Source organism: Pseudarthrobacter sp. B4EP4b, from assembly GCF_006680095.1.
GTDB lineage: Bacteria > Actinomycetota > Actinomycetes > Actinomycetales > Micrococcaceae > Arthrobacter.
The window spans coordinates 16,673-35,280 of the sequence record NZ_VHIJ01000001.1; the positions used below are offsets into that span (position 1 = coordinate 16,673).

General features: G+C 66.1%; 18 protein-coding genes. 9 read left to right on the forward strand and 9 right to left on the reverse strand.

Annotation, left to right across the window (positions count from 1 at the left end):
* Positions 1-83: 83 nt before the first annotated feature.
* The gene (locus tag FNL14_RS00075) at positions 84-839 is read right to left on the reverse strand and encodes an IclR family transcriptional regulator (protein ID WP_142056576.1); all 756 of its coding nucleotides are present in this window, start codon (positions 837-839) and stop codon (positions 84-86) included.
* A 234-nt stretch (positions 840-1,073) separates the two neighbouring features.
* Here FNL14_RS00075 and FNL14_RS00080 point away from each other — a divergent pair, with 234 nt between their 5' ends.
* From FNL14_RS00080 to FNL14_RS00100, 5 genes are all read left to right on the forward strand, one after another.
* Complete coding sequence (locus FNL14_RS00080) at positions 1,074-2,513, forward strand: NAD-dependent malic enzyme (protein ID WP_142056578.1); 1,440 nt, start codon at positions 1,074-1,076, stop codon at positions 2,511-2,513.
* A gap of 37 nt (positions 2,514-2,550) precedes the next feature.
* Positions 2,551-4,149 (forward strand): malate synthase A, encoded by a 1,599-nt coding sequence (aceB, locus tag FNL14_RS00085; protein WP_142056580.1) that lies wholly within the window; start codon positions 2,551-2,553, stop codon positions 4,147-4,149.
* Between the two features lie 3 nt (positions 4,150-4,152).
* Entirely contained in the window at positions 4,153-5,430 is a 1,278-nt protein-coding gene (locus tag FNL14_RS00090; protein ID WP_142056582.1) for an aldolase, read from the forward strand.
* A gap of 13 nt (positions 5,431-5,443) precedes the next feature.
* On the forward strand, positions 5,444-6,256 hold the full coding sequence (locus tag FNL14_RS00095; RefSeq protein WP_142056584.1) for a bifunctional allantoicase/(S)-ureidoglycine aminohydrolase: 813 nt from the start codon (positions 5,444-5,446) through the stop codon (positions 6,254-6,256).
* A 90-nt stretch (positions 6,257-6,346) separates the two neighbouring features.
* Positions 6,347-7,501, forward strand: a complete 1,155-nt coding sequence (locus tag FNL14_RS00100) for a serine hydrolase (RefSeq protein WP_142056586.1) — start codon at positions 6,347-6,349, stop codon at positions 7,499-7,501.
* Here the strand turns inward: FNL14_RS00100 and FNL14_RS00105 are convergent.
* On the reverse strand, positions 7,498-8,673 hold the full coding sequence (locus FNL14_RS00105) for a zinc-dependent alcohol dehydrogenase (protein WP_142056588.1): 1,176 nt from the start codon (positions 8,671-8,673) through the stop codon (positions 7,498-7,500). The genes FNL14_RS00100 and FNL14_RS00105 overlap by 4 nt on opposite strands.
* 160 nt (positions 8,674-8,833) lie before the next feature.
* Between FNL14_RS00105 and FNL14_RS00110 the strand changes: the two genes are divergently transcribed.
* A complete protein-coding gene (locus tag FNL14_RS00110) occupies positions 8,834-9,085 on the forward strand; it encodes a hypothetical protein (RefSeq protein WP_255470640.1) in 252 nt (83 codons plus the stop codon).
* Between the two features lie 7 nt (positions 9,086-9,092).
* Here the strand turns inward: FNL14_RS00110 and FNL14_RS00115 are convergent, their stop codons facing one another.
* The 3 genes from FNL14_RS00115 to FNL14_RS00125 form a co-directional block, all read right to left on the reverse strand.
* Positions 9,093-9,797 (reverse strand): HAD family hydrolase, encoded by a 705-nt coding sequence (locus tag FNL14_RS00115; RefSeq protein WP_142056590.1) that lies wholly within the window; start codon positions 9,795-9,797, stop codon positions 9,093-9,095.
* Positions 9,797-10,087 (reverse strand): hypothetical protein, encoded by a 291-nt coding sequence (locus tag FNL14_RS00120; protein WP_142056850.1) that lies wholly within the window; start codon positions 10,085-10,087, stop codon positions 9,797-9,799. The genes FNL14_RS00115 and FNL14_RS00120 overlap by 1 nt, the downstream gene beginning before the upstream one ends.
* Before the next feature lie 117 nt (positions 10,088-10,204).
* The gene (locus FNL14_RS00125) at positions 10,205-12,013 is read right to left on the reverse strand and encodes a glycoside hydrolase family 15 protein (protein WP_142056592.1); all 1,809 of its coding nucleotides are present in this window, start codon (positions 12,011-12,013) and stop codon (positions 10,205-10,207) included.
* Between the two features lie 79 nt (positions 12,014-12,092).
* Between FNL14_RS00125 and FNL14_RS00130 the strand changes: the two genes are divergently transcribed.
* Together FNL14_RS00130 and FNL14_RS00135 are read left to right on the forward strand one after the other, a co-directional pair.
* Positions 12,093-12,824 (forward strand): DUF72 domain-containing protein, encoded by a 732-nt coding sequence (locus FNL14_RS00130; RefSeq protein ID WP_142056594.1) that lies wholly within the window; start codon positions 12,093-12,095, stop codon positions 12,822-12,824.
* A gap of 67 nt (positions 12,825-12,891) precedes the next feature.
* On the forward strand, positions 12,892-13,983 hold the full coding sequence (locus FNL14_RS00135; RefSeq protein WP_142056596.1) for an App1 family protein: 1,092 nt from the start codon (positions 12,892-12,894) through the stop codon (positions 13,981-13,983).
* Positions 13,984-14,062: 79 nt separating this feature from the next.
* Here FNL14_RS00135 and FNL14_RS00140 read toward each other — a convergent pair whose 3' ends face one another.
* Entirely contained in the window at positions 14,063-15,625 is a 1,563-nt protein-coding gene (locus FNL14_RS00140; protein ID WP_142056598.1) for a GH1 family beta-glucosidase, read from the reverse strand.
* A gap of 123 nt (positions 15,626-15,748) precedes the next feature.
* Between FNL14_RS00140 and FNL14_RS00145 the strand changes: the two genes are divergently transcribed.
* On the forward strand, positions 15,749-17,137 hold the full coding sequence (locus FNL14_RS00145; RefSeq protein ID WP_142056600.1) for an ATP-binding protein: 1,389 nt from the start codon (positions 15,749-15,751) through the stop codon (positions 17,135-17,137).
* Here FNL14_RS00145 and FNL14_RS00150 read toward each other — a convergent pair whose 3' ends face one another.
* From FNL14_RS00150 to FNL14_RS00160, 3 genes are all read right to left on the reverse strand, one after another.
* Positions 17,138-17,515: a hypothetical protein gene (locus FNL14_RS00150; protein WP_142056602.1), complete on the reverse strand. Its 378-nt coding sequence runs from the start codon at positions 17,513-17,515 to the stop codon at positions 17,138-17,140. It abuts the gene before it with no gap.
* Positions 17,516-17,598: 83 nt separating this feature from the next.
* A complete protein-coding gene (locus tag FNL14_RS00155) occupies positions 17,599-17,997 on the reverse strand; it encodes a J domain-containing protein (RefSeq protein WP_142056605.1) in 399 nt (132 codons plus the stop codon).
* An 84-nt stretch (positions 17,998-18,081) separates the two neighbouring features.
* The gene (locus FNL14_RS00160; protein ID WP_142056852.1) at positions 18,082-18,507 is read right to left on the reverse strand and encodes an Hsp20/alpha crystallin family protein; all 426 of its coding nucleotides are present in this window, start codon (positions 18,505-18,507) and stop codon (positions 18,082-18,084) included.
* Positions 18,508-18,608 lie beyond the last annotated feature (101 nt).

Sequence of the window (18,608 nt, forward strand, 5' to 3'; positions counted from 1 at the left end):
GAGCACTGACCCTCCCCGCAAGTACGACGGCGGCCCGCTTCCGGAAGGAGCGGGCCGCCGTCGTTGTCAGCACAGGAGGTGCGTCAGGTGCGGTTGAGTTCCAGCGAGATGGCCTCGGCGGCCTCGCGGAGGACGGGCACGGCTTTGTCAGCGAAGTGCTCGTCCACGCGGGAGACGGGACCGGAGACCGAGATGGCCGTGGGGGTGGGGGCATTGGGCACCGCCATGGCGAAGCAGCGCACGCCGAGTTCCTGCTCCTCCTCGTCAATGGAGTAGCCCCGCTCACGGGTGAGCTTCAGGTCGGCCAGGAGTTCCTCGACGTCGCCAATGCTCTTGGCAGTTGGCGTCGGCATCCCGGCGCGGGTCACGATGCCGCGGACCGTCTCGTCATCCAGCTGCGCGAGGATCGCCTTCCCGACGCCGGTGGCGTGGGTATGGGCGCGCCGGCCCACCTCCGTGAACATGCGCATCGAGTGCAGCGAGGGCACCTGTGCAACGTAGATCACCATGTCCGAGTCCAGCACGGCCATGTTCGAGGTCTCCCCCAGCCGGTCCACCAGCGTCTTGAGCTGCGGACGCGCCACGGCACCCAGCTGCTTGTTTGCTCCTTCACCCAAGCGGATGAGCCGCGGGCCCAGTGCATAGCGCCGGTTGGGCAGCTGGCGGATATAGCCCAGGGACACCAGCGTCCGCAGCAGGCGGTGGATGGTGGGCAGCGGAAGGTCGGTGGACGAGGACAGTTCACTGAGCGTCACGTCGCCGCCGGCATCCGTGATGAGCTCCAGCAGTTCGAAGACGCGCTCTACCGACTGCACACCGCCCGAGGCTTTTTCTGCCATTCCGTTGTCTCCTACGGCTCGGAATCTGACAACTCTTATCCGCATCGTGAAAAGAATTGCTTAGAACACCCAACATACAGCACCCCGGTTCACGGCGCGATGCACTCGCACCAGTCATACAAGGAGGGCTTGTATTTCCATCTTGTAGATAATAATATCCATAATACGAAAACATTGATTTCGCGAACATACACCGGACACGGCCGATCAGAAGGCCCAACAGGAGGACATTCAATGGCGAACCCCAGCCCCGGAAATTCGATCACCCTGCGCGTGGAAGCACCGTCGAGCTTCAGCGCCACCAGCGAGCTTGCCGCAGCCGTGGGAGCGGCGGGCGCAGCCATCACCGCACTGGACGTCAGCGAATCCCACCACGAGACCCTCGTTGTGGACGTCACCTGCAACACCACCGACGACGAACACGCCGCCCGCGTCAAGGACGCCCTCAACGCGCTCGACGGCGTCACGGTCCAGTACGTCTCGGACCGCACCTTCCTCATGCACCTGGGCGGCAAGCTGGAAGTCGTCCCCAAGGTAGCCCTGCGCAACCGCGACGATCTTTCCCGCGCCTACACTCCCGGCGTCGCCCGCGTCTGCCTGGCCATCGCCGAGGATCCCGCGGCAGCCCGCAACCTCACCGTCAAGCGCAACACCATCGCCGTCCTCACCGACGGTTCGGCCGTCCTGGGCCTGGGCAACATCGGCCCCGCCGCCGCCCTTCCGGTGATGGAAGGCAAGGCGGCGCTGTTCAAGCAGTTCGCCAACGTTGACGCCTGGCCCGTCTGCCTGGATACCCAGGACACCGAGGAGATCATCATGATCGCCAAGGCCATGGCCCCCGTGTACGGCGGCATCAACCTCGAGGACATCGCCGCCCCGCGCTGCTTCGAGATCGAGAACCGGCTCCGCGAGGAACTGGATATCCCGGTGTTCCACGACGACCAGCACGGTACGGCCATCGTCACCCTGGCAGCCCTGGTCAACGCACTGCGCGTGGTGGGCAAGAAGCTGGACGAGGTGAAGATTGTGGTGTCCGGCGTCGGAGCAGCCGGCTCTGCCATCATCCAGCTCCTGAAGGCCCAGGGGGCGCAGCACATCATCGCCGCCGGCCGCTCCGGTGCCATCCACTCCGGCGAGACCTACGGTGACGAGCACCGCAGCTGGATCGCGGCGAACACCAATGAGGAAGGCTTCGCCGGCACCCTGCACGAGGCCCTCGCCGGCGCGGATGTGTTCATCGGCGTCAGCGCCCCGCACGTGATCGGCGAGGAGCAGGTGGCCTCGATGGCAGAGAACGCCATTGTGTTCGCCATGGCCAACCCGACGCCGGAAATCGATCCGGTCATCGCCTCCCGGCACGCGGCCGTGGTGGCCACCGGCCGCAGCGACTTCCCCAACCAGATCAACAACGTGCTGGCTTTCCCGGGCTTCTTCCGCGGCCTGCTCGACGCCGGAGCCTCGGACATCACCCCGGAGATGCTGGTGGCCGCCGCGGAAGCGATCGCCAACCGGGTAGCTGACGATGAGCTCAATGCCAGCTACATTATCCCCAGCGTCTTCGATCCCCACGTGGCCGCCGATGTTGCCTCTGCCGTTGCCGCCGCCGCCCACGCTGCCAACGTGGCAACCGCGGCTGCAGCCAAGGAACTCGAAGAAGCCCTGGCCAGCGCCTGATTCACCGCCTGACTTCAGTACAAGGAAAGGACCAGAAATGGCCATCACTGTCACAGACCCCCGGCCCATCGAGCGCGCGGAGGAGATCCTCACCCCGAAGGCCCTGGCCTTCATCGAGGAGCTCCACACCCGCTTCGCCGGCACCCGCAACGAGCTCCTGGCAGCCCGCGCCGTGAAGCGGCAGCACGTGGCCGAGACCGGCAAGCTGGACTTCCTGCCGGAGACGCAGGACGTGCGCGACGGCGACTGGAAAGTTGCGCCGGCACCGGCGGCTTTGCAGGACCGCCGGGTGGAGATGACCGGACCCGCCTCACCGGCAAAGATGGCCATTAACGCACTGAACTCAGGCGCCAAGGTGTGGCTCGCGGACCTCGAGGATGCCAGCACCCCCACCTGGGGCAACGTCATCGACGCCATCCTGAACCTCCGCGACGCCGCCCAGGGCACCCTCAGCTACACCTCGGAGGAGGGCAAGGAATACCGGCTCCGCACGGACGCGCCGCTCGCCGTGGTGGTGGCCCGCCCCCGCGGCTGGCACATGCAGGAAAAGCACCTGCTGCTTAACGGCGAGCCTGCCGTTGGTGCGCTGGTGGACTTCGGCCTGCACTTCTTCCACGTCGCCAAGCAACTGGTGCTCAACGGGCAGGGACCGTACTACTACCTGCCCAAGATGGAGAGCCACCTCGAGGCGCGGCTGTGGAACGACGTCTTTGTCTTCGCCCAGGACTACCTGGGACTGGGCCAGGGCACCATCCGCGCCACCGTGCTGATCGAGACCATCCCGGCCGCATTAGAGATGGACGAGATCCTGTACGAACTGCGGGACCACGCCTCCGGCCTGAACGCCGGCCGCTGGGACTACCTGTTCAGCATCATCAAGTACTTCCGGGACGCCGGCGAGGAGTTCGTCCTCCCGGACCGCGCCTCGGTGGCCATGACCGCCCCCTTCATGCGCGCCTACACCGAACTGCTGGTCAAGACCTGCCACAAGCGCGGCGCCTTCGCCATGGGCGGCATGGCGGCCGTGATCCCCAACCGCCGGCACCCCGAGGTCACCGAGGCCGCCTTCGCCAAGGTCCGTGCCGACAAGACCCGTGAGGCAAATGACGGCTTCGACGGCTCCTGGGTGGCACACCCGGACCTCGTGCCCACCTGCCGCGAAGTGTTTGATGCAGTGCTCGGCGACAAGCCGAACCAGCTGGACAAGCAGCGCCCCGAGGTCAACGTGACCGCGGAACAGCTGCTGGACGTCACCTCCGCCGAGGGCCAGGTCACCGAAGCCGGGCTGCGCCTGAACCTGTACGTGGCCATCGCCTACACGGCCGTGTGGTTGTCCGGGAACGGTGCCGTGGCCATCCACAACCTGATGGAGGACGCCGCCACCGCGGAAATCTCCCGCTCCCAGGTGTGGCAGCAGATCCGCAACAAGTCGGTCCTCGCGGACACCGGCAACACGGCCACCCGCGAACTGGTGGAACGGATCCTGGGCGAGGAAACCGAGCGGCTCCGGACCGAGTTCGGCGACGAAGCCTTCCGCCGCTACTACCAGCCGGCCAGCGAACTGATCGCGGACATCTGCCTGTCCGAGGACTACACCGACTTCCTTACCACCCCGGCCTACGAACTGGTGGGCTGAGGCATGGCAGCATCACCCAAACCCTCACTGTCCGCCGGGGACCTGGCTGCCATCGACGGGCAGCTGGCCGCCACAGACCGCCTGCTGGAGCAGAACTACCCGGGCGACGACGGGTCGCGCCAGCCCGTCCATACGGTGTACGTCCCCGCGGACCGGTTCACGCCGTCGTTCGCTGCCGACTGGGGCGCCGAGGCCCTGGCTGCGGCCAACGCCCACGGCGGGCTGGAAAAGCTCGGTGCCCTGCTGGGCCAGGACGCCGCGCTGGCGGAGGCTGTTGCCCCGCGGGTGGAAGCGAAGCTGGCCAGCGAACCGATCGAGGACCTGCGGCTCGATTTTGAGGATGGGTTCGGGGACAGGGGCGACGACGCCGAGGACGCCGCCGCGGTTGCCGCGGCATCCGCTGTGGCCGCCGCAGCCGCAGCCGGGACCGCTCCCCCGTTCATCGGCATCCGCTTCAAGTGCTTCGAGGCGGCCACCCGCTCACGCGGGCTGCGGACGCTGGACCTGTTCGTTTCGGGCCTGGCCGCGACGGGCGAACTGCCGGAGGGCCTGGTCCTGACGCTGCCCAAGGTGACCACGGTGGCCCAGGTCAAGGCCATGGACTACGCCGTCTCCCGGCTGGAGGAAGTGCACTCGCTCCCGGCCGGACGGCTCCGCTTCGAGGTGCAGGTGGAAACCCCGCAGCTGATCCTGGGGCCGGAGGGAACATCGCCGGTGGCCCAGCTGCCGCACGCCGTCCCGGGCCGGATCAGCGGCCTGCACTACGGCACGTACGACTACTCCGCGTCGCTGCAGATCTCGGCTGAATACCAGTCCATGGAGCACCCGGTGGCGGACTTCGCCAAGGAAGTCATGCAGCTGGCCGTGGCCGGAACGGGCATCCGGCTCTCCGACGGCTCCACCAACATCATCCCCGTGGGCGACAACGTGGAGAACGCCTGGCAGCTGCACGGCCGCCTGGTCCGGCGGTCCCTGGAACGCGGCTACTACCAGGGCTGGGACCTGCACCCGGCCCAGCTGCCCAGCCGTTTCGCCGCCACCTACGCCTTTTACCGTCAGGGGCTTCCGGCAGCCGCCGCCCGCCTGCGGAACTACGTGGAGCAGACCGAAGGCGGCGTCATGGACGAACCCGCCACGGCCCGGGCCCTGGCCGCGTTTGTACTGCGCGGCGTCCAGTGCGGCGCCGTCGGTGCGGAGGAAGTCCAGGCGCTTGCCGGCGTCGGAATTCCGCAACTGACCGGACTGGCCCACCCACGGCTCGCTACCACTTCCAACTCCTAGGTAAGGATCCCTTATGGGCAAGTACTACTCCCCCACTGGCGGGCTGCCGCCGCAGACCCACCTGACCACCGAGCGGGCCATCGTCACCGAGGCGTACACGGTGATCCCGAAGGGCGTGATGACGGACATCGTCACGTCCAACCTGCCGGGCTTTTCGAACACCCGATCCTGGATCATCGCCCGCCCCATCTCAGGCTTCGCCACCACTTTCTCGCAGCTCATCGTTGAGATCGGACCGGGCGGCGGCGCCCCCAAAGCTGAGTTCGAGGCCGGGGTTGAAGGCGTCATCTTTGTGACCCGCGGAAAGGTCAACCTCACCCTCGACGGCGAACTCCACCAGCTGGAGGAAGGCGGCTACGCCTACCTGGCCGCAGGTTCGGAGTGGGGCCTGGAAAACGTCTCGGACGACGTCGTGTCCTTCCACTGGATCCGCAAGGCTTACGAACGCCTCGAGGGTTTCGAAGCCAAGTCCTTCGTCACCAACGAAAAGGACGTGGAACCCACGGCGATGCCGGACACCGACGGCGCCTGGAAAACCACCCGCTTCACGGACTCCAGCGACCTGGCCCACGACATGCAGGTGAACATCGTGACGTTCCAGCCCGGCGGCGTCATCCCGTTCCCGGAAACCCACGTGATGGAGCACGGCCTGTATGTCCTGGAGGGCAAGGCCATGTACCTGCTGAACAACGACTGGGTGGAAGTGGAGGCCGGCGACTTCATGTGGCTGCGCGCCTTCTGCCCGCAGGCCTGCTACGCCGGCGGCCCGGGCGAGTTCCGCTACCTGCTGTACAAGGACATGAACCGCCAGGTCCGCCTCACCTGAACCCCCTACCCCCAACTAAGTAGCGCCAAGTGTCGTTTTGGAGCCTCAAAACGGCACTTGGCGCTACTTAGTTGGGGGAAAATGGGCAGCATGGGCACAACCCCGGGCCGCGCGTGGAAGCGGGTCGCCGCTGTCCTGTGCACGGTACTGCTGGCGGCACCGTCAGCCGGCTGCACCGGGGAACCGCCTCCGCCAAAACCGGACAAGCCGGCAGCCTTCGCCCTTTTGGAATCCTTCAGCGCCCGGATGCTGGAGGAAGGCGCGCCCGCGGTTTTGATCGCCGTCCGGTCCAAGGACACCAGCTGGACGCACGCCTCGGGCGTACGGGACCTGGCAACACGTGAGCCTGCAGCAGTCTCCGATCCAGTCCGCATCGGCGGCATTACCGAATCCATGGTTGCTGTATCGGTCCTCAAGCTGGCTGAGGAGGGCAAACTCGACCTGGACAACCAGGTCAGCGACTACCTCCCGGAGTTCGGCCGCGTCCTCCATCCGCCCGGCCGGGTCACGGTCCGGCAGCTCTTGACCCATGAGTCCGGACTGCCCGACTTCTCAGTCCCCCTCCTGGCCTCCGGCGGGTGGGCGGAAACGATGAACCGGCCGCTCAGCCTTGAACAGCAGCTGGCCCTGGCCTCCACCATTCCCTGGGAACCGAGGCTGGCACGAATATTCAACTACTCGCGGTCCAATTACGCCGCCCTCGGGCTGCTGATCCAACGCCTGCGGGGGCAAAGCTTGAGCCGCGTCCTGGCCGCAGATGTTGCGCACCCGCTGGGCCTGACGGCAACCAGCCTTGGCGGCGTGCCCTCGCCCACCATGATCCACGGTTACATCACCGTGGAGGGCAAGCAGGTGGACGTGGCACATCCCGCCTGGCAGGCCGAGCTGCCCTCCGGCGGCGCCGTCTCCACGGTGGAGGACGTCAACCGGTTCTACGCCTCGCTGCTGCAGGGCACCCTGCTCCCGCCGGACAGGGTGACGGCCATGAAGGGCGGCTCCTCGACGTATTACGGCTTTGCCCTGCGGCGGTGGAACAACACCTGCAACAACCGTTTCTACTATGGCCTTCCCGGGGATACCGACGGCTACGGCATGATCGCCATGACCAGCGAGGACGGAAGCGCGCAACTGGCGATGTCAGTCGCCTACCCGCCCGCGCCTCCAACCCTCGACCTGAATCCGCTGATCTACGAGATGCAGGACGTGGCGCAGGAAGCCCTGAACAGCCTGTGCAGCGAAAACTAGGGGTTCAGGACCACCTTGATGCAGCCGTCCTCCTTCTTCTGGAACTTCTCGTACAGCGCCGGCGCCCCCTCCAGGCCGGAGCGGTGGGTGACCAGGTCCATCACACCCAGCGGATCGGCGTCGTCCTCCACCAAGGGAAGGATGTCATCGGTCCAGCGGCGCACGTTGCACTGCCCCATCCGGAGCTGGATCTGCTTGTCGAACATGGTCAGCATCGGCATGGGACTGGCCTGCCCGCCGTAGACCCCGCTCAGCGACACTGTTCCGCCCCTGCGCACAGCCTGGATGGACGTGTGCAGCGCGGCGAGCCTGTCCACGCCGGCTGTCTCCATCGCCTTTTGCGCCAGTTTGTCCGGCAGCAGGCCCAGCGCCTGGTGTGCGAACCCTGCCACCGGGGAGCCGTGCGCTTCCATGCCGACGGCGTCAACCACCGCGTCCGGGCCACGCCCCGCGGTCATCTCCCGCAGCTGGTCCGCCACATCCTTGGTGTAGTCGAGCGTTTCGACGCCGTGCCGCGCCGCCATCTCACGCCGCTCAGGGACGGGGTCGATGCCGATGACCCGCAGCCCGCGCTGGACCCCAATGCGTCCCGAGAACTGGCCCACCGGACCCAGCCCGAACACGGCCAACGTGCCGCCGGCCGGAGTGTCTGCGTACTCCACGGCCTGCCAGGCGGTGGGAAGGATGTCCGAGAGGAACAGGTACCGTTCGTCCGGCAATTCCGTGCCCACCTTGATGGGGCCGTAGTCTGCGTGCGGCACGCGGAGGTACTCGGCCTGCCCGCCGGGGACGGAACCGTACAGCTCCGAATAGCCAAAGAGGGCCGCCCCTGACCCCTTGTCCTTGACCTGGGTGGTCTCGCACTGGGACTGCAGGCCCTGGGCACACATGTAGCAGCGGCCGCAGGAAATGTTGAAGGGGACCACCACACGGTCGCCTTTGCGAAGGTTGGTGACGCCGCTGCCCACCTCCTCGACGATGCCCATGGGTTCGTGACCGATGACATCACCCTTGTGCATGTAGGGGCCGAGGACCTCGTACAGGTGGAGGTCGGAGCCGCAGATCGCCGTCGAGGTGATCCGGATGATGGCATCGGTAGGGTCCTGGATGACCGGATCAGGCACTTCTTCCACACTTACCGAACGTTTTCCTTGCCACGTCAGTGCTTTCACAGTCTCCCCTTCTCTCGGATCCGGGCGGGACGCCCTTTCCTCGACGCTATCGGCTCGCGGGCAAAAAAGTAAGCAGGCTGATGAAAGTCTTGTCGTCCCAGCCTGTGGCTCCTAGCGTAGGAAGGACCAGCCCACGCCAGATGCACAGTGAAAGAGGAACATGATGTCGCTCTACCAGCCGGAACCGGTCGAAATTTCCACGCGCATGCGCCCTGGCGAATGGACGGAGGAAACCCTGGAAGCGCTGGTAGCCAGCTACCAGCAGCGGATCGTGGAGATGGGCGCCGGCATCACCGACGTGGTCACCGATATAGATCGGAGCGACGACGGCTCAGTGCGGGTAGCGGTTTCCTGGGTCAAACCGGCGAATGCGGGTGACGAGGACTCGGTCGCCGGCGGGCAGACGCTTTAGCGCCACATCAGGTTAACAGGCGGCCTGCAGCGCTTGTTTTCAGGTTCTCCAGCAGGTCGCGCGGCCCTTCAAAGACTTCCACCGCGCCCGCGTCCCGGAGCTCAGCTGCACTGACCCCGCCGCAGGTGACTCCGATGGCAGGAATCCCCAGCGCGGCGGCGGCCTCCATGTCCCAGACCGCATCCCCGACAAACACGGCGTCGGCCGCATCCACGCCGATTGCTTCCAGCGCGGCGACGAGGATGTCCGGGGCTGGCTTGCTTTCCTCGGCGTCGTTGGCGCTGGTGGCGCCATCGATGTACGCGTCCGCGTCCAGGATCGACTTCATGACCTGGAGGTCCTGGTTGCGCGCAGAGGATGCGAGCGCGACGGCGAGTCCGGCCGCATGGCATTGGGCCAGCAGTTCCCTGGCGCCGTCGAACCTGCGCAATGCCGGCCAGTGGGAGGCGTAAAGTGCGGCATGGCTGGCCATGACCTCAGAGTCAAGGGACTTGTCCCGGTCATCCGGCAGCAGGCTGTCCACCAACCGGTCACCGCCCATGCCCACAAAATGGTGGATCGACGCCATCGGGATGTCGTAGCCGTGCTGGCGAAAGGCACCCCACCAGGAAATGGTGTGGATGTAGGAGGAATCGATCAGCGTGCCGTCAACGTCAAAGAGAATCCCCCGGCGGCGTCCGCCGTCAGGGGATTCGGGTTCCAGCGCCACCATCAGCTGACCGCAGCCCGCTTGGCCCCCGCGGTTTTCCTGGCCAGGGCAGCCTCCTCCTTGGGGCTGATCACCGGACGCACGCGCTCCCTGATGACCGTGCCGGCGCCGTCGTGGCTCTTATCCCTGATCAGTCCCGTGCCGGCGATTTCACGCGCCATCGCCACCCCGGCAACCGCTGCCCGTTTGGTAGGAAAGGTGACCGAGATGGCCATCAGATTCCCGGTGCCATCCATCATCCGGACCCTATAGCCGCCGTCGGGCGCGTCCACGAGCTCAAAATACCCGGCCATTGCAATCACTCCTCCATCAGTCATGGTGCTGTGCTCTTTGGGAGCACTCCATGAAGTGTTAGTAAGTATACTTATCTAATTAGCGAAGGAGAAGCCGGACGTCCCGAACGCGCCGCCTCAGCGCGTTTCCGCCGTTTCCGGGGGTATGGGAGTGTCACTTCGCCGAACGGTATCCTGATGCAGCTCCAAAGCGCTAGTCACAAGCGCGAAGTGGCTGAACGCCTGTGGCGTATTCCCGAGCTGCCGGCCGAGCCTGACTCCCCATTCCTCGCTCAACAGCCCCACGTCGTTGCGCAATTCCAGCAGCCGTTCGAACAATTTCCGGGATTCCTCTTGGCGGCCCGCACCCAACAGCGCTTCCACCAGCCAGAACGAACATGCCAGGAAGACGCCCTCATCGCCCGGCAGGCCGTCGTCGCTCTCGGCGGGCCGGTAACGCAGCACGAACCCGTCCTCGGTCAGTTCCCGCTGGATGGCCTCGATGGTTCCGATCACGCGCGGATCATCGGGCGGCAGGAAACCCACCCGGGGAATCAGGAGCAGGCTGGCGTCCAGTTCCGGCCGCCCGTAGGACTGCACAAAGGTGTTGCGTTTGGCGTCGAAGCCGTTGGCCATAATGTCCCGGCGGATGGTGTCCCGCAGTTTTTCCCAGCGTTCCGCCGGCCCGGGAAGCCCTGAGTCGCGGACTCCCTTGACCATCCGGTCCGCCGCCACCCAGGCCATCACCTTGGAGTGCGTGAAGTGCCGGCGGGGGCCGCGCATTTCCCAGAGCCCGTTATCCGGCTGGTCCCAGATGGTCTCCAGGTGCTCCATCAGCGCTACCTGCACGTCCCAGGCCTCATCGGTATGGGTCAACAGCGAGTTGCGGGTGAGCGCCAGGCAGTCCAGCACTTCGCCCCACACGTCCAGCTGCAGCTGCTCGGCGGCGCCGTTGCCGATCCGGACCGGGGAGGAGTTTTCGTAACCCTTCAGCCAGGGCAGCTCCATCTCCGGCAGCCGGCGTTCACCGTGGATTCCGTACATGATCTGGAGATCTGACGGGTCGCCGGCGACTGCCCGGAGCAGCCAGTCCCGCCAGGCGGCCGCCTCGGCGGTATAGCCGGCTGCCAGCAGCGCCTGGAGCGTCATGGTGGCGTCGCGGAGCCAGCAGTAGCGGTAGTCCCAGTTGCGGGGGCCGCCGGGTTGTTCGGGCAGCGAGGTGGTCACCGCTGCCACGATCCCGCCGGTGGGAGCATAGGTCAGGGCCTTCAGCGTCACCAGCGAGCGGATCACGGCTTCCTTGTACTTGCCCTCCACCGTGCATTGGGAGGCCCAGCCCCGCCAGAAGGCGTAGGTGGTGCCCAGTACTTCTTCGGCATCCACAGTGTGCGGCCGTCCCACGTGGCTCGGGGCCCAGGTGAGGACAAACGGAACCCGTTCGCCGGCATTGACCGTGAAGTCGCTGACGCTGTGCATGTTTTCCCCGCGCAACGGAGCAGGCGTTACAAAATAAACGGCGTCCGGCCCGGCAATGGCGTGCAGGCCATAGTCGTCCTTGCGCACCCAGGGGATGATGTGGCCGTAATCGAAGCGGAGGGTCAACTCCCCATGCATCTTCACGCTTCCGGTGACGCCTTCGACGATCCGGACGATGTCAGCCACCGAGTCACGCGGCGGCATAAAGTCGATGACCCGCACCGTCCCGTCAGCGGTGTCCCACTCTGTCTCCAGGATCAGGCTGCCGTCCCGGTAGCCGCGGCGCGTGCAGGGCCCGCCACTTTCCGGCGCCAAAAGCCACCGCCCCGCCTCGGGTGTGTCCAGCAGCGCGTTGAAGCAGGCAGGGGAATCGAACCGGGGAAGGCAGAGCCAGTCGATGGAGCCTTCAGTGTTCACCAGTGCCCCGGTATGGAGGTCACCGACAACCGCATAATCTTCAATTCGCGCCATGACCATACCCTGCCACAGCCAGCGCCGGAGTGGACCGTGTAGCCTCGAAAGACGGCAGCAGCGGTGACCGGAGGCAAACATGGCAATCCACATCGGAACCTCCGGATGGAGCTACGACCACTGGGAAAACGTCCTCTACCCGCCCAAGCTGCCCGCGAAGGACCGGTTGCAGCATTATGTGGCCCGGTTCCACACCGTTGAACTCAACGCCAGCTTCTACCGCTGGCCCCGCGACACCACCTTTGCCGGCTGGAACCAGCGGCTGCCCGCCGGGTTCAGCATGTCAGTCAAGGCTCCCCGTGGCCTGACCCATGCGAGGAAGCTGTACGAACCGGAGGTGTGGCTGGAGCGCATCACCCGGTGCTGGCACGAGTTGGGGGATAAGCGGGCAGTCCTTTTGGTCCAGTTGCCGCCGGGCATGGAACGGGACGATGCACGGCTGGACTACTTCCTCGCCGCGGTGCCGGACTGGATCCGCGTCACGGTGGAGTTCCGGCACCCGAGCTGGGAATGCTCCGAGGTGTTCGCCCTGCTGGAGCGGCACCAGGCCGCCTACTGCATCATGAGCGGTGCCAACCTTCCCTGCATCCTTCGAACCACTGCCCCTTTCGCCTATGTGCGGCTCCATGGACCGGACCACCAGCACCTTTACGCAGGCTCCTACTCGGATGCGGACCTGCAGTGGTGGGCGGACCGCATCCGGGAATGGGCAGGCAACGGCCTGGACGTCTACGCCTATTTCAATAACGACGGCGGCGGGAACGCGGTGCGGAACGCGGACACCCTGCGCGGGATCCTCGGCGAAGGGTAACGTCACGAAGCGTCAGCGGAGGCCTGGCTTCTCTGTGGCCCGCACCGCCCTGTGGCAGAGTGGAGCCATGGACTCGGCTCCGAAGAATTCTGCACACAGCACAACACCTGCCGCGGCTTTGGACGCGCTCTCCGGGAACCAGGTGTTCCGGCTGGCGCACCGGCTATCGGACGCCTTCAATGACGTCCGGATCCAGCTGGCCAAGCGCTGGAAGTTCGTTCCGCAGATCATCGCCTACCAGGGCTACGGCTCAACCACCCAAGTCAGGGTACTGGGGCGGGTGCTGATGACCCAGAAGCCGCTGCCCGGCAGCAAGGCCGAGCAGGAAGCCCAGAACGGCAACCAGAATGTGCGGGGCTGGCGCGCCTTCACCGGTGTACCGCTGCAGTTCACCGACGTCGAAATCACCATCGGCGACGTCGTCACCCATATCCGGGCGGACCGCGGCGGCCTGATCGACACGGAGGTGGACGTCCAGCTGTCTCCGGGCTGGCACACCGCTGTCCTGCGGGCGGAAGGAACGGACCCTGTTGAGGCAAAGGTCCGGGTAATCGCGCCCGACGTGAAATTCGGCATCGTCTCGGACATTGATGACACCGTGATGGTCACCGCCCTTCCCCGGCCGTTCCTGGCGTTATGGAACACCTTTGTGCTCAGCGAGCGCGCACGCATGGCCACGCCGGGCATGGCGGTGCTGCTGGACAGGCTCACCATCGAACACCCCGATGCCCCGGTCATCTACCTGTCCACGGGCCCCTGGAACGCCGCACCCACCCTGGCCCGGTTCCTGAACCGCAACATGTACCCGTCCGGAGCGCTGCTGCTGACGGACTGGGGCCTGACCCAGGACCGCTGGTTCCGCAGCGGCCAGGACCACAAGCACCGTAACCTGGAGCGGCTTAGCAAGGAGTTCCCGGACATGCAGTGGCTCCTGATCGGTGACAACGGCCAGCACGATGAAGCCATCTACTCCGGCTTCGCGGCGGAGAACCCGGACAAGGTTGCCGCTATCGCCATCCGCCAGCTGTCTGTGAGCGAGTCAGTCTTCGCCGGCGGCCACTCGGAGGACGGCGACCACACCACGTCCAAGGTGCCCTGGATCTACTCCCCTGACGGTGCGGGCATCGCCAAGCAGCTGGGCATGCTGGGCGTCCTCTAGCCCCGTGTCCTTGGCCGCAGCCCGAACACGGCAGCGGCTACCCTGCACCCCGGCCGCGGCTGCCCCGCGCCCCGGCGGCCTAAGCGCTGGCACCCAACGGGGTCACGCCGTCGTCGGGCGATTCCGCATCCAGGACCTCCGCCTCCAACCCCTCGGGTGCCGCGGCCGCTGCGATGGCCATGTCCGCAGCAGCAGCCACGTCCCGCTCCTCAATGAGCTCCTGGTACCAGAAGTAGGAGGCCTTGGGCGTCCGCTCCAGGGTCTCGTAGTCCACATGGAGCAGCCCGAACGGCTGGTTGTAGCCGGCGGACCATTCGAAGTTGTCCAGCAGGGACCAGACGTAGTAGCCGCGCAGGTCGATGGACTCGGCCTCACCGCCGGGAGCCGTGGCCCGCAGCGCAGCCTCGAGGTGGTCCGAGAGGTACTTGAGGCGGCGCTCGTCGGGGATGAACCGGGTGTTGGTGGACTTGTCCCGGACGATGATGTCCTCGAAGCTGGCCCCGCCCTCGGTGAGGATGACAGGCGGCAGGTTGGGGTACCGGTCGGCCATCTCCTTCAGGGCGACCCGCATGTATTCCGGTTTTACCGGCCAGCCGTAGGACGTGATGTCCGCTTCCGGCCAGGTTTCCACGTGGAAGGGGGTGCCGCCGCTGCCCGTTGCGCTGAGGTCGCTGCCCATGGCCTCCGCCATGCTCGCCGGCACCGCCCCGCCCCCGGGTCCCACAGCAACCTTGGTGGGCATGTAGTAGTTGAGCCCGTAGAAATCCAGCGGCTGCGAGATGAGCTCCATGTCCTCCTCCGGATGCTCGAACGAGCTAAAGAACTTGGCGGCCCGGATCAGGTCGGGATACTTCCCCGTCAGTACTGGGTCAGCGTAGAGCCGGTTCTGCGCCAGGTCCATCAGGCCCGCGCTGACGTAGTCCAGCGGGTTGATCGAATTCGGGACCATGGGCGAGTAGACGTTGGTCATGCCGATTTCGCCCGGCACCTTCGCGGCGCGCAGGGCCTGCACGGCCAGGCCGTGCCCCAGCAGCTGGTGGTGGACCGTGGGAAAGGCGCCCAGGAGGAGCTCCTTGCCCGGCGAATGGAGGCCAAGGGTGTAGCCGTTGGTGCTCACCGTGGCGGGTTCGTTGATGGTGACCCAGCGGGCCACCCGGTCACCGAAAGCCTCAGCCAGGATGCCGGCGTACTCCCCCAGCCGGTAGGCGGTGTCCCGGTTCATCCACCCGCCGTCCTCGTCCAGCGCCAGCGGGGTGTCCCAGTGGTAGATGGTGGCCATGGGCGAGATGCCGTTGGCCAGGAGTTCATCCAGGAGCCGGTCGTAAAAGGCCAGGCCAGCCTTGTTCGCGGGTCCGCGGCCGGTGGGCTGGATGCGCGGCCACGCGAACGAGAACCTGTACGAGTCCACGCCCAGCTGCTTCATGAGCGCCACGTCCTGCGGCATGCGGTGGTAGTGGTCGCAGGCCACCTTCGGGCTGTGGTCCTCCACGATGGAGCCTGGCTTTGCCGCAAATACATCCCAGCCGGCGGGTCCGCGGCCATCCTCGTCCAGCGCACCTTCGATCTGGAAGGCTGCGGTGGCCACTCCAAGCGTGAACCCCGCGGGGATGAGTGCGGCGAGGTCCTTGGCGGATATGTGCATCGAATCAAACCCTTTACTACGGACAGGACGGTACCCGCGCCAATCGTTGGACCCGCGCGAGGTCAGGACCATATCCTCGCACGATTCCCGGGCTCCTGGTGGGCGTCCTGCTAGGGTCTGGGAATGGATGAAAAACTGGGGAAGTTCATCGACGATTTTGCGCTTCTGGTGCAGTTGGCCCAGGCGGGCAGCCACCGCCGCCAGCCCGGAACGCAGCTGCTGGAAGCCTTGACCGGGCACCTGGGCGTGGCGGCCGAAAACCTTGCCGTGGTGGAGGAAGAAATTCCGCCTCATCGGTTCGTTGATGCGGACATCGTGATGGCGGACCTCGCTGCCCTCGACCCGGGAAGCCGCCTGGTGGGGATCGGTGGGGGCGGTCAGCGGCACCACCAGTCGCTGAGCGACATGGTCCAGCAGTCGCAGGTGTTCCCGCAGTTTCCCCTCGCCCAGCCGGACTACGTGAACCTCGCGGTGGGCCCGGAGGCGCAGCGGCAGGCGGTGGGCTTCGGGCTGAGGCTGTTGACGTACGACGGCGGCCGGCTGGGTGTGCTGCAGCGTGCGGCGGATCCGCGCTCGGGACGGCAGTCGGCTTCGCTTGAGGTGGTGGCCGAAAACATTGGCACCGGGACGGCGTTCCTGGCCGAGTACCGGCGGCGGATGGACAGCCAGAGCGTGTTGAAGGGCCAGGTGGTTTCCCTGACCATGGGTGAGTTCGGGCCGAGCAGCGGCGGAGTGACCTTCCATTCCCGGCCACGGCTTGAGGGGCATGAGGTGATCCTCCCGCCGGGGTTGCTGCAGAAGGTGTCGGACCACGCTGTGGGCATTGCCGCGCACCGCGAGTCGCTGAAGCGCCATGGCCAGCATCTCAAGCGGGGTGTCCTGCTGTACGGGCCGCCGGGAACCGGCAAAACACACACCGTCCGCTACCTGCTGGGACAGAGCACGGACGCTACGGCCATTCTCCTCAGCGGGGGTTCGCTGGCCAGGATTTCGGAAGCGGCCCGGATGGCCAGGGCTTTGCAGCCCTCGATCGTGGTGTTGGAGGATTGCGACCTCATAGCAGAAGACCGGAGTTTCGGCCACGGACCGCAGCCGCTGCTCTTTGAGGTCCTTGATGCCATGGACGGCCTGGACAACGATGCCGACGTCGCGTTTGTGCTCACCACGAACCGGCCGGACACGCTCGAGCGTGCGCTGGCACAGCGCCCCGGCCGGGTGGACCTGGCTGTGGAGATCCCGCTGCCCGCGCTTAATGAGCGGATTGCGCTCCTTCGGCTCTATGGCCGGCAGGCGAATTTCAGTGATGAGGCGGTGGCAGCCGCCGCCGCCCGTACTGCCGGAACTACCGCGTCCTTCGCCCGCGAACTGGTGCGCCGTGCCGTGGTGGCTGCAGCCCTGGAAGTTGCACCGGTGTCGGATGCGCACCTGGCAGCGGCCGCGGAGGAGCTGATGGACGACGCCGAGACCCTCACCCGGAGCCTGCTGGGCAGTGGTGCGGCGGGGAGCGCCTGACTACTGATCGCCGAACAGGAAATCCTTCGCATGCGCCACGGCCTTGCGGAAGGCATCGTTGCGGAGCGTCACGAGGTGCTCTGTTTCGCCGTCGGCCGGTTCAAGGTACCCCGTGTAGCCCGGCCGCAGGACCCAGATGTCCCCGGCCGGCGGCAGATAAAAGACGCCGAAGGAACGCTGCTGCTTTTCGTCGTTTGTCCAGACCGGCACCACGGCCAGGGCAGCGCCGGTTGCCGGGTTGATCCACTGTGCACGGGGCAAGGGCTCCTCATGTGCTTCGGGGTCCAGGAACGGGGCGGTGCCTTCGCCCCAGCGCTGTTCGAAGCGCTCGTGGAACGCCGGCATGAGGTGTGAGTCGTAACGGCGCCAATCGCTCATACAGTTTGCCTCCCTAAGGTAGAGCCGCCCCGGTGGGTCCGTCGGCGGCTGAAGGTAGCCGATGCGCCGCGTGGTCTCTGCAGCTAGGCCCAGGGGCCGCTCTCCCAGCGCACCGGGCTGATCCTGATGGTGTTCCCCGAAGGACGGCTCCGGGGCTGGACTTTGCGGACCGGAATGTCCCGCGCGGTTCCCGACGCCGGTGTTGCCCGGGCTGCAGGTGCCGCCTTCACCCCGCGGTCGTAGTCCGCCCGCCGGGCCGGATCGCGCAGGACGGCGAAGGCCTGCATAATCCGCAGCAGTTCGCCCTCCGACTGCGGCGGAGCCGTCACCGGGACGTTCTGTTGGCTGCCCATGGTGGCCCTGCCCGCATCGAGGTCCGGATGGTGGCTGCGCATGAGGGCCCGGTAGGCGCGCGAAATCTGCTGCTGGGTGGCGTCACGCGGGACGCGCAGCGTTGCGTAGTAGTCCGGGATGTCGCTCATATGGGGCCTTCCGGTTCCAGATGCGTCCGGATGCGGGGGCGGCGCAGGGCAACCGCCACGGCTGCCCTGCGCCGAGGGTCCGTCCTAGCTTCTGATCTGGTGCATCTCGCCCTGCTGGGTCTGGATTTCGATCTTGCGGGGCTTGGCCTGTTCCGCCACGGGGATCCGCAGCGTCAGGACACCTTGGTCGTAGCTGGCCTTGATGTTGTCCGTGTTCAAGGTGTCGCCCAGGATCAGCTGGCGGCTGAAAACGCCGCGGGGGCGCTCGGAAGCAACCAGCTCCACGTTGGGCTGGGTAGGATCCTTGCGTTCGGCGCGCACCGTGAGGACGTTGCGCTCAACGTTCAGGTCCAGCGAATCGAGCTTGACGCCCGGAAGATCAAAGGCCACAACAAACTCGCCATCCTCCTGCCAGGCATCCATGGGCATGGCAGCCGGGCGGGCGGCGGTTCCAAAGACCTGCTGCGTGAGCCGGTCCAGCTCACGGAACGGGTCCGTGCGCATCAACATCATTTCCCACTCCTTCAGCTTGTTAGATGTTGGTTCCTGCCATATCCACCGCTTCATGATCTATGGTGGTGGATATAGATTTTTTATAGCACCCGTGGGAA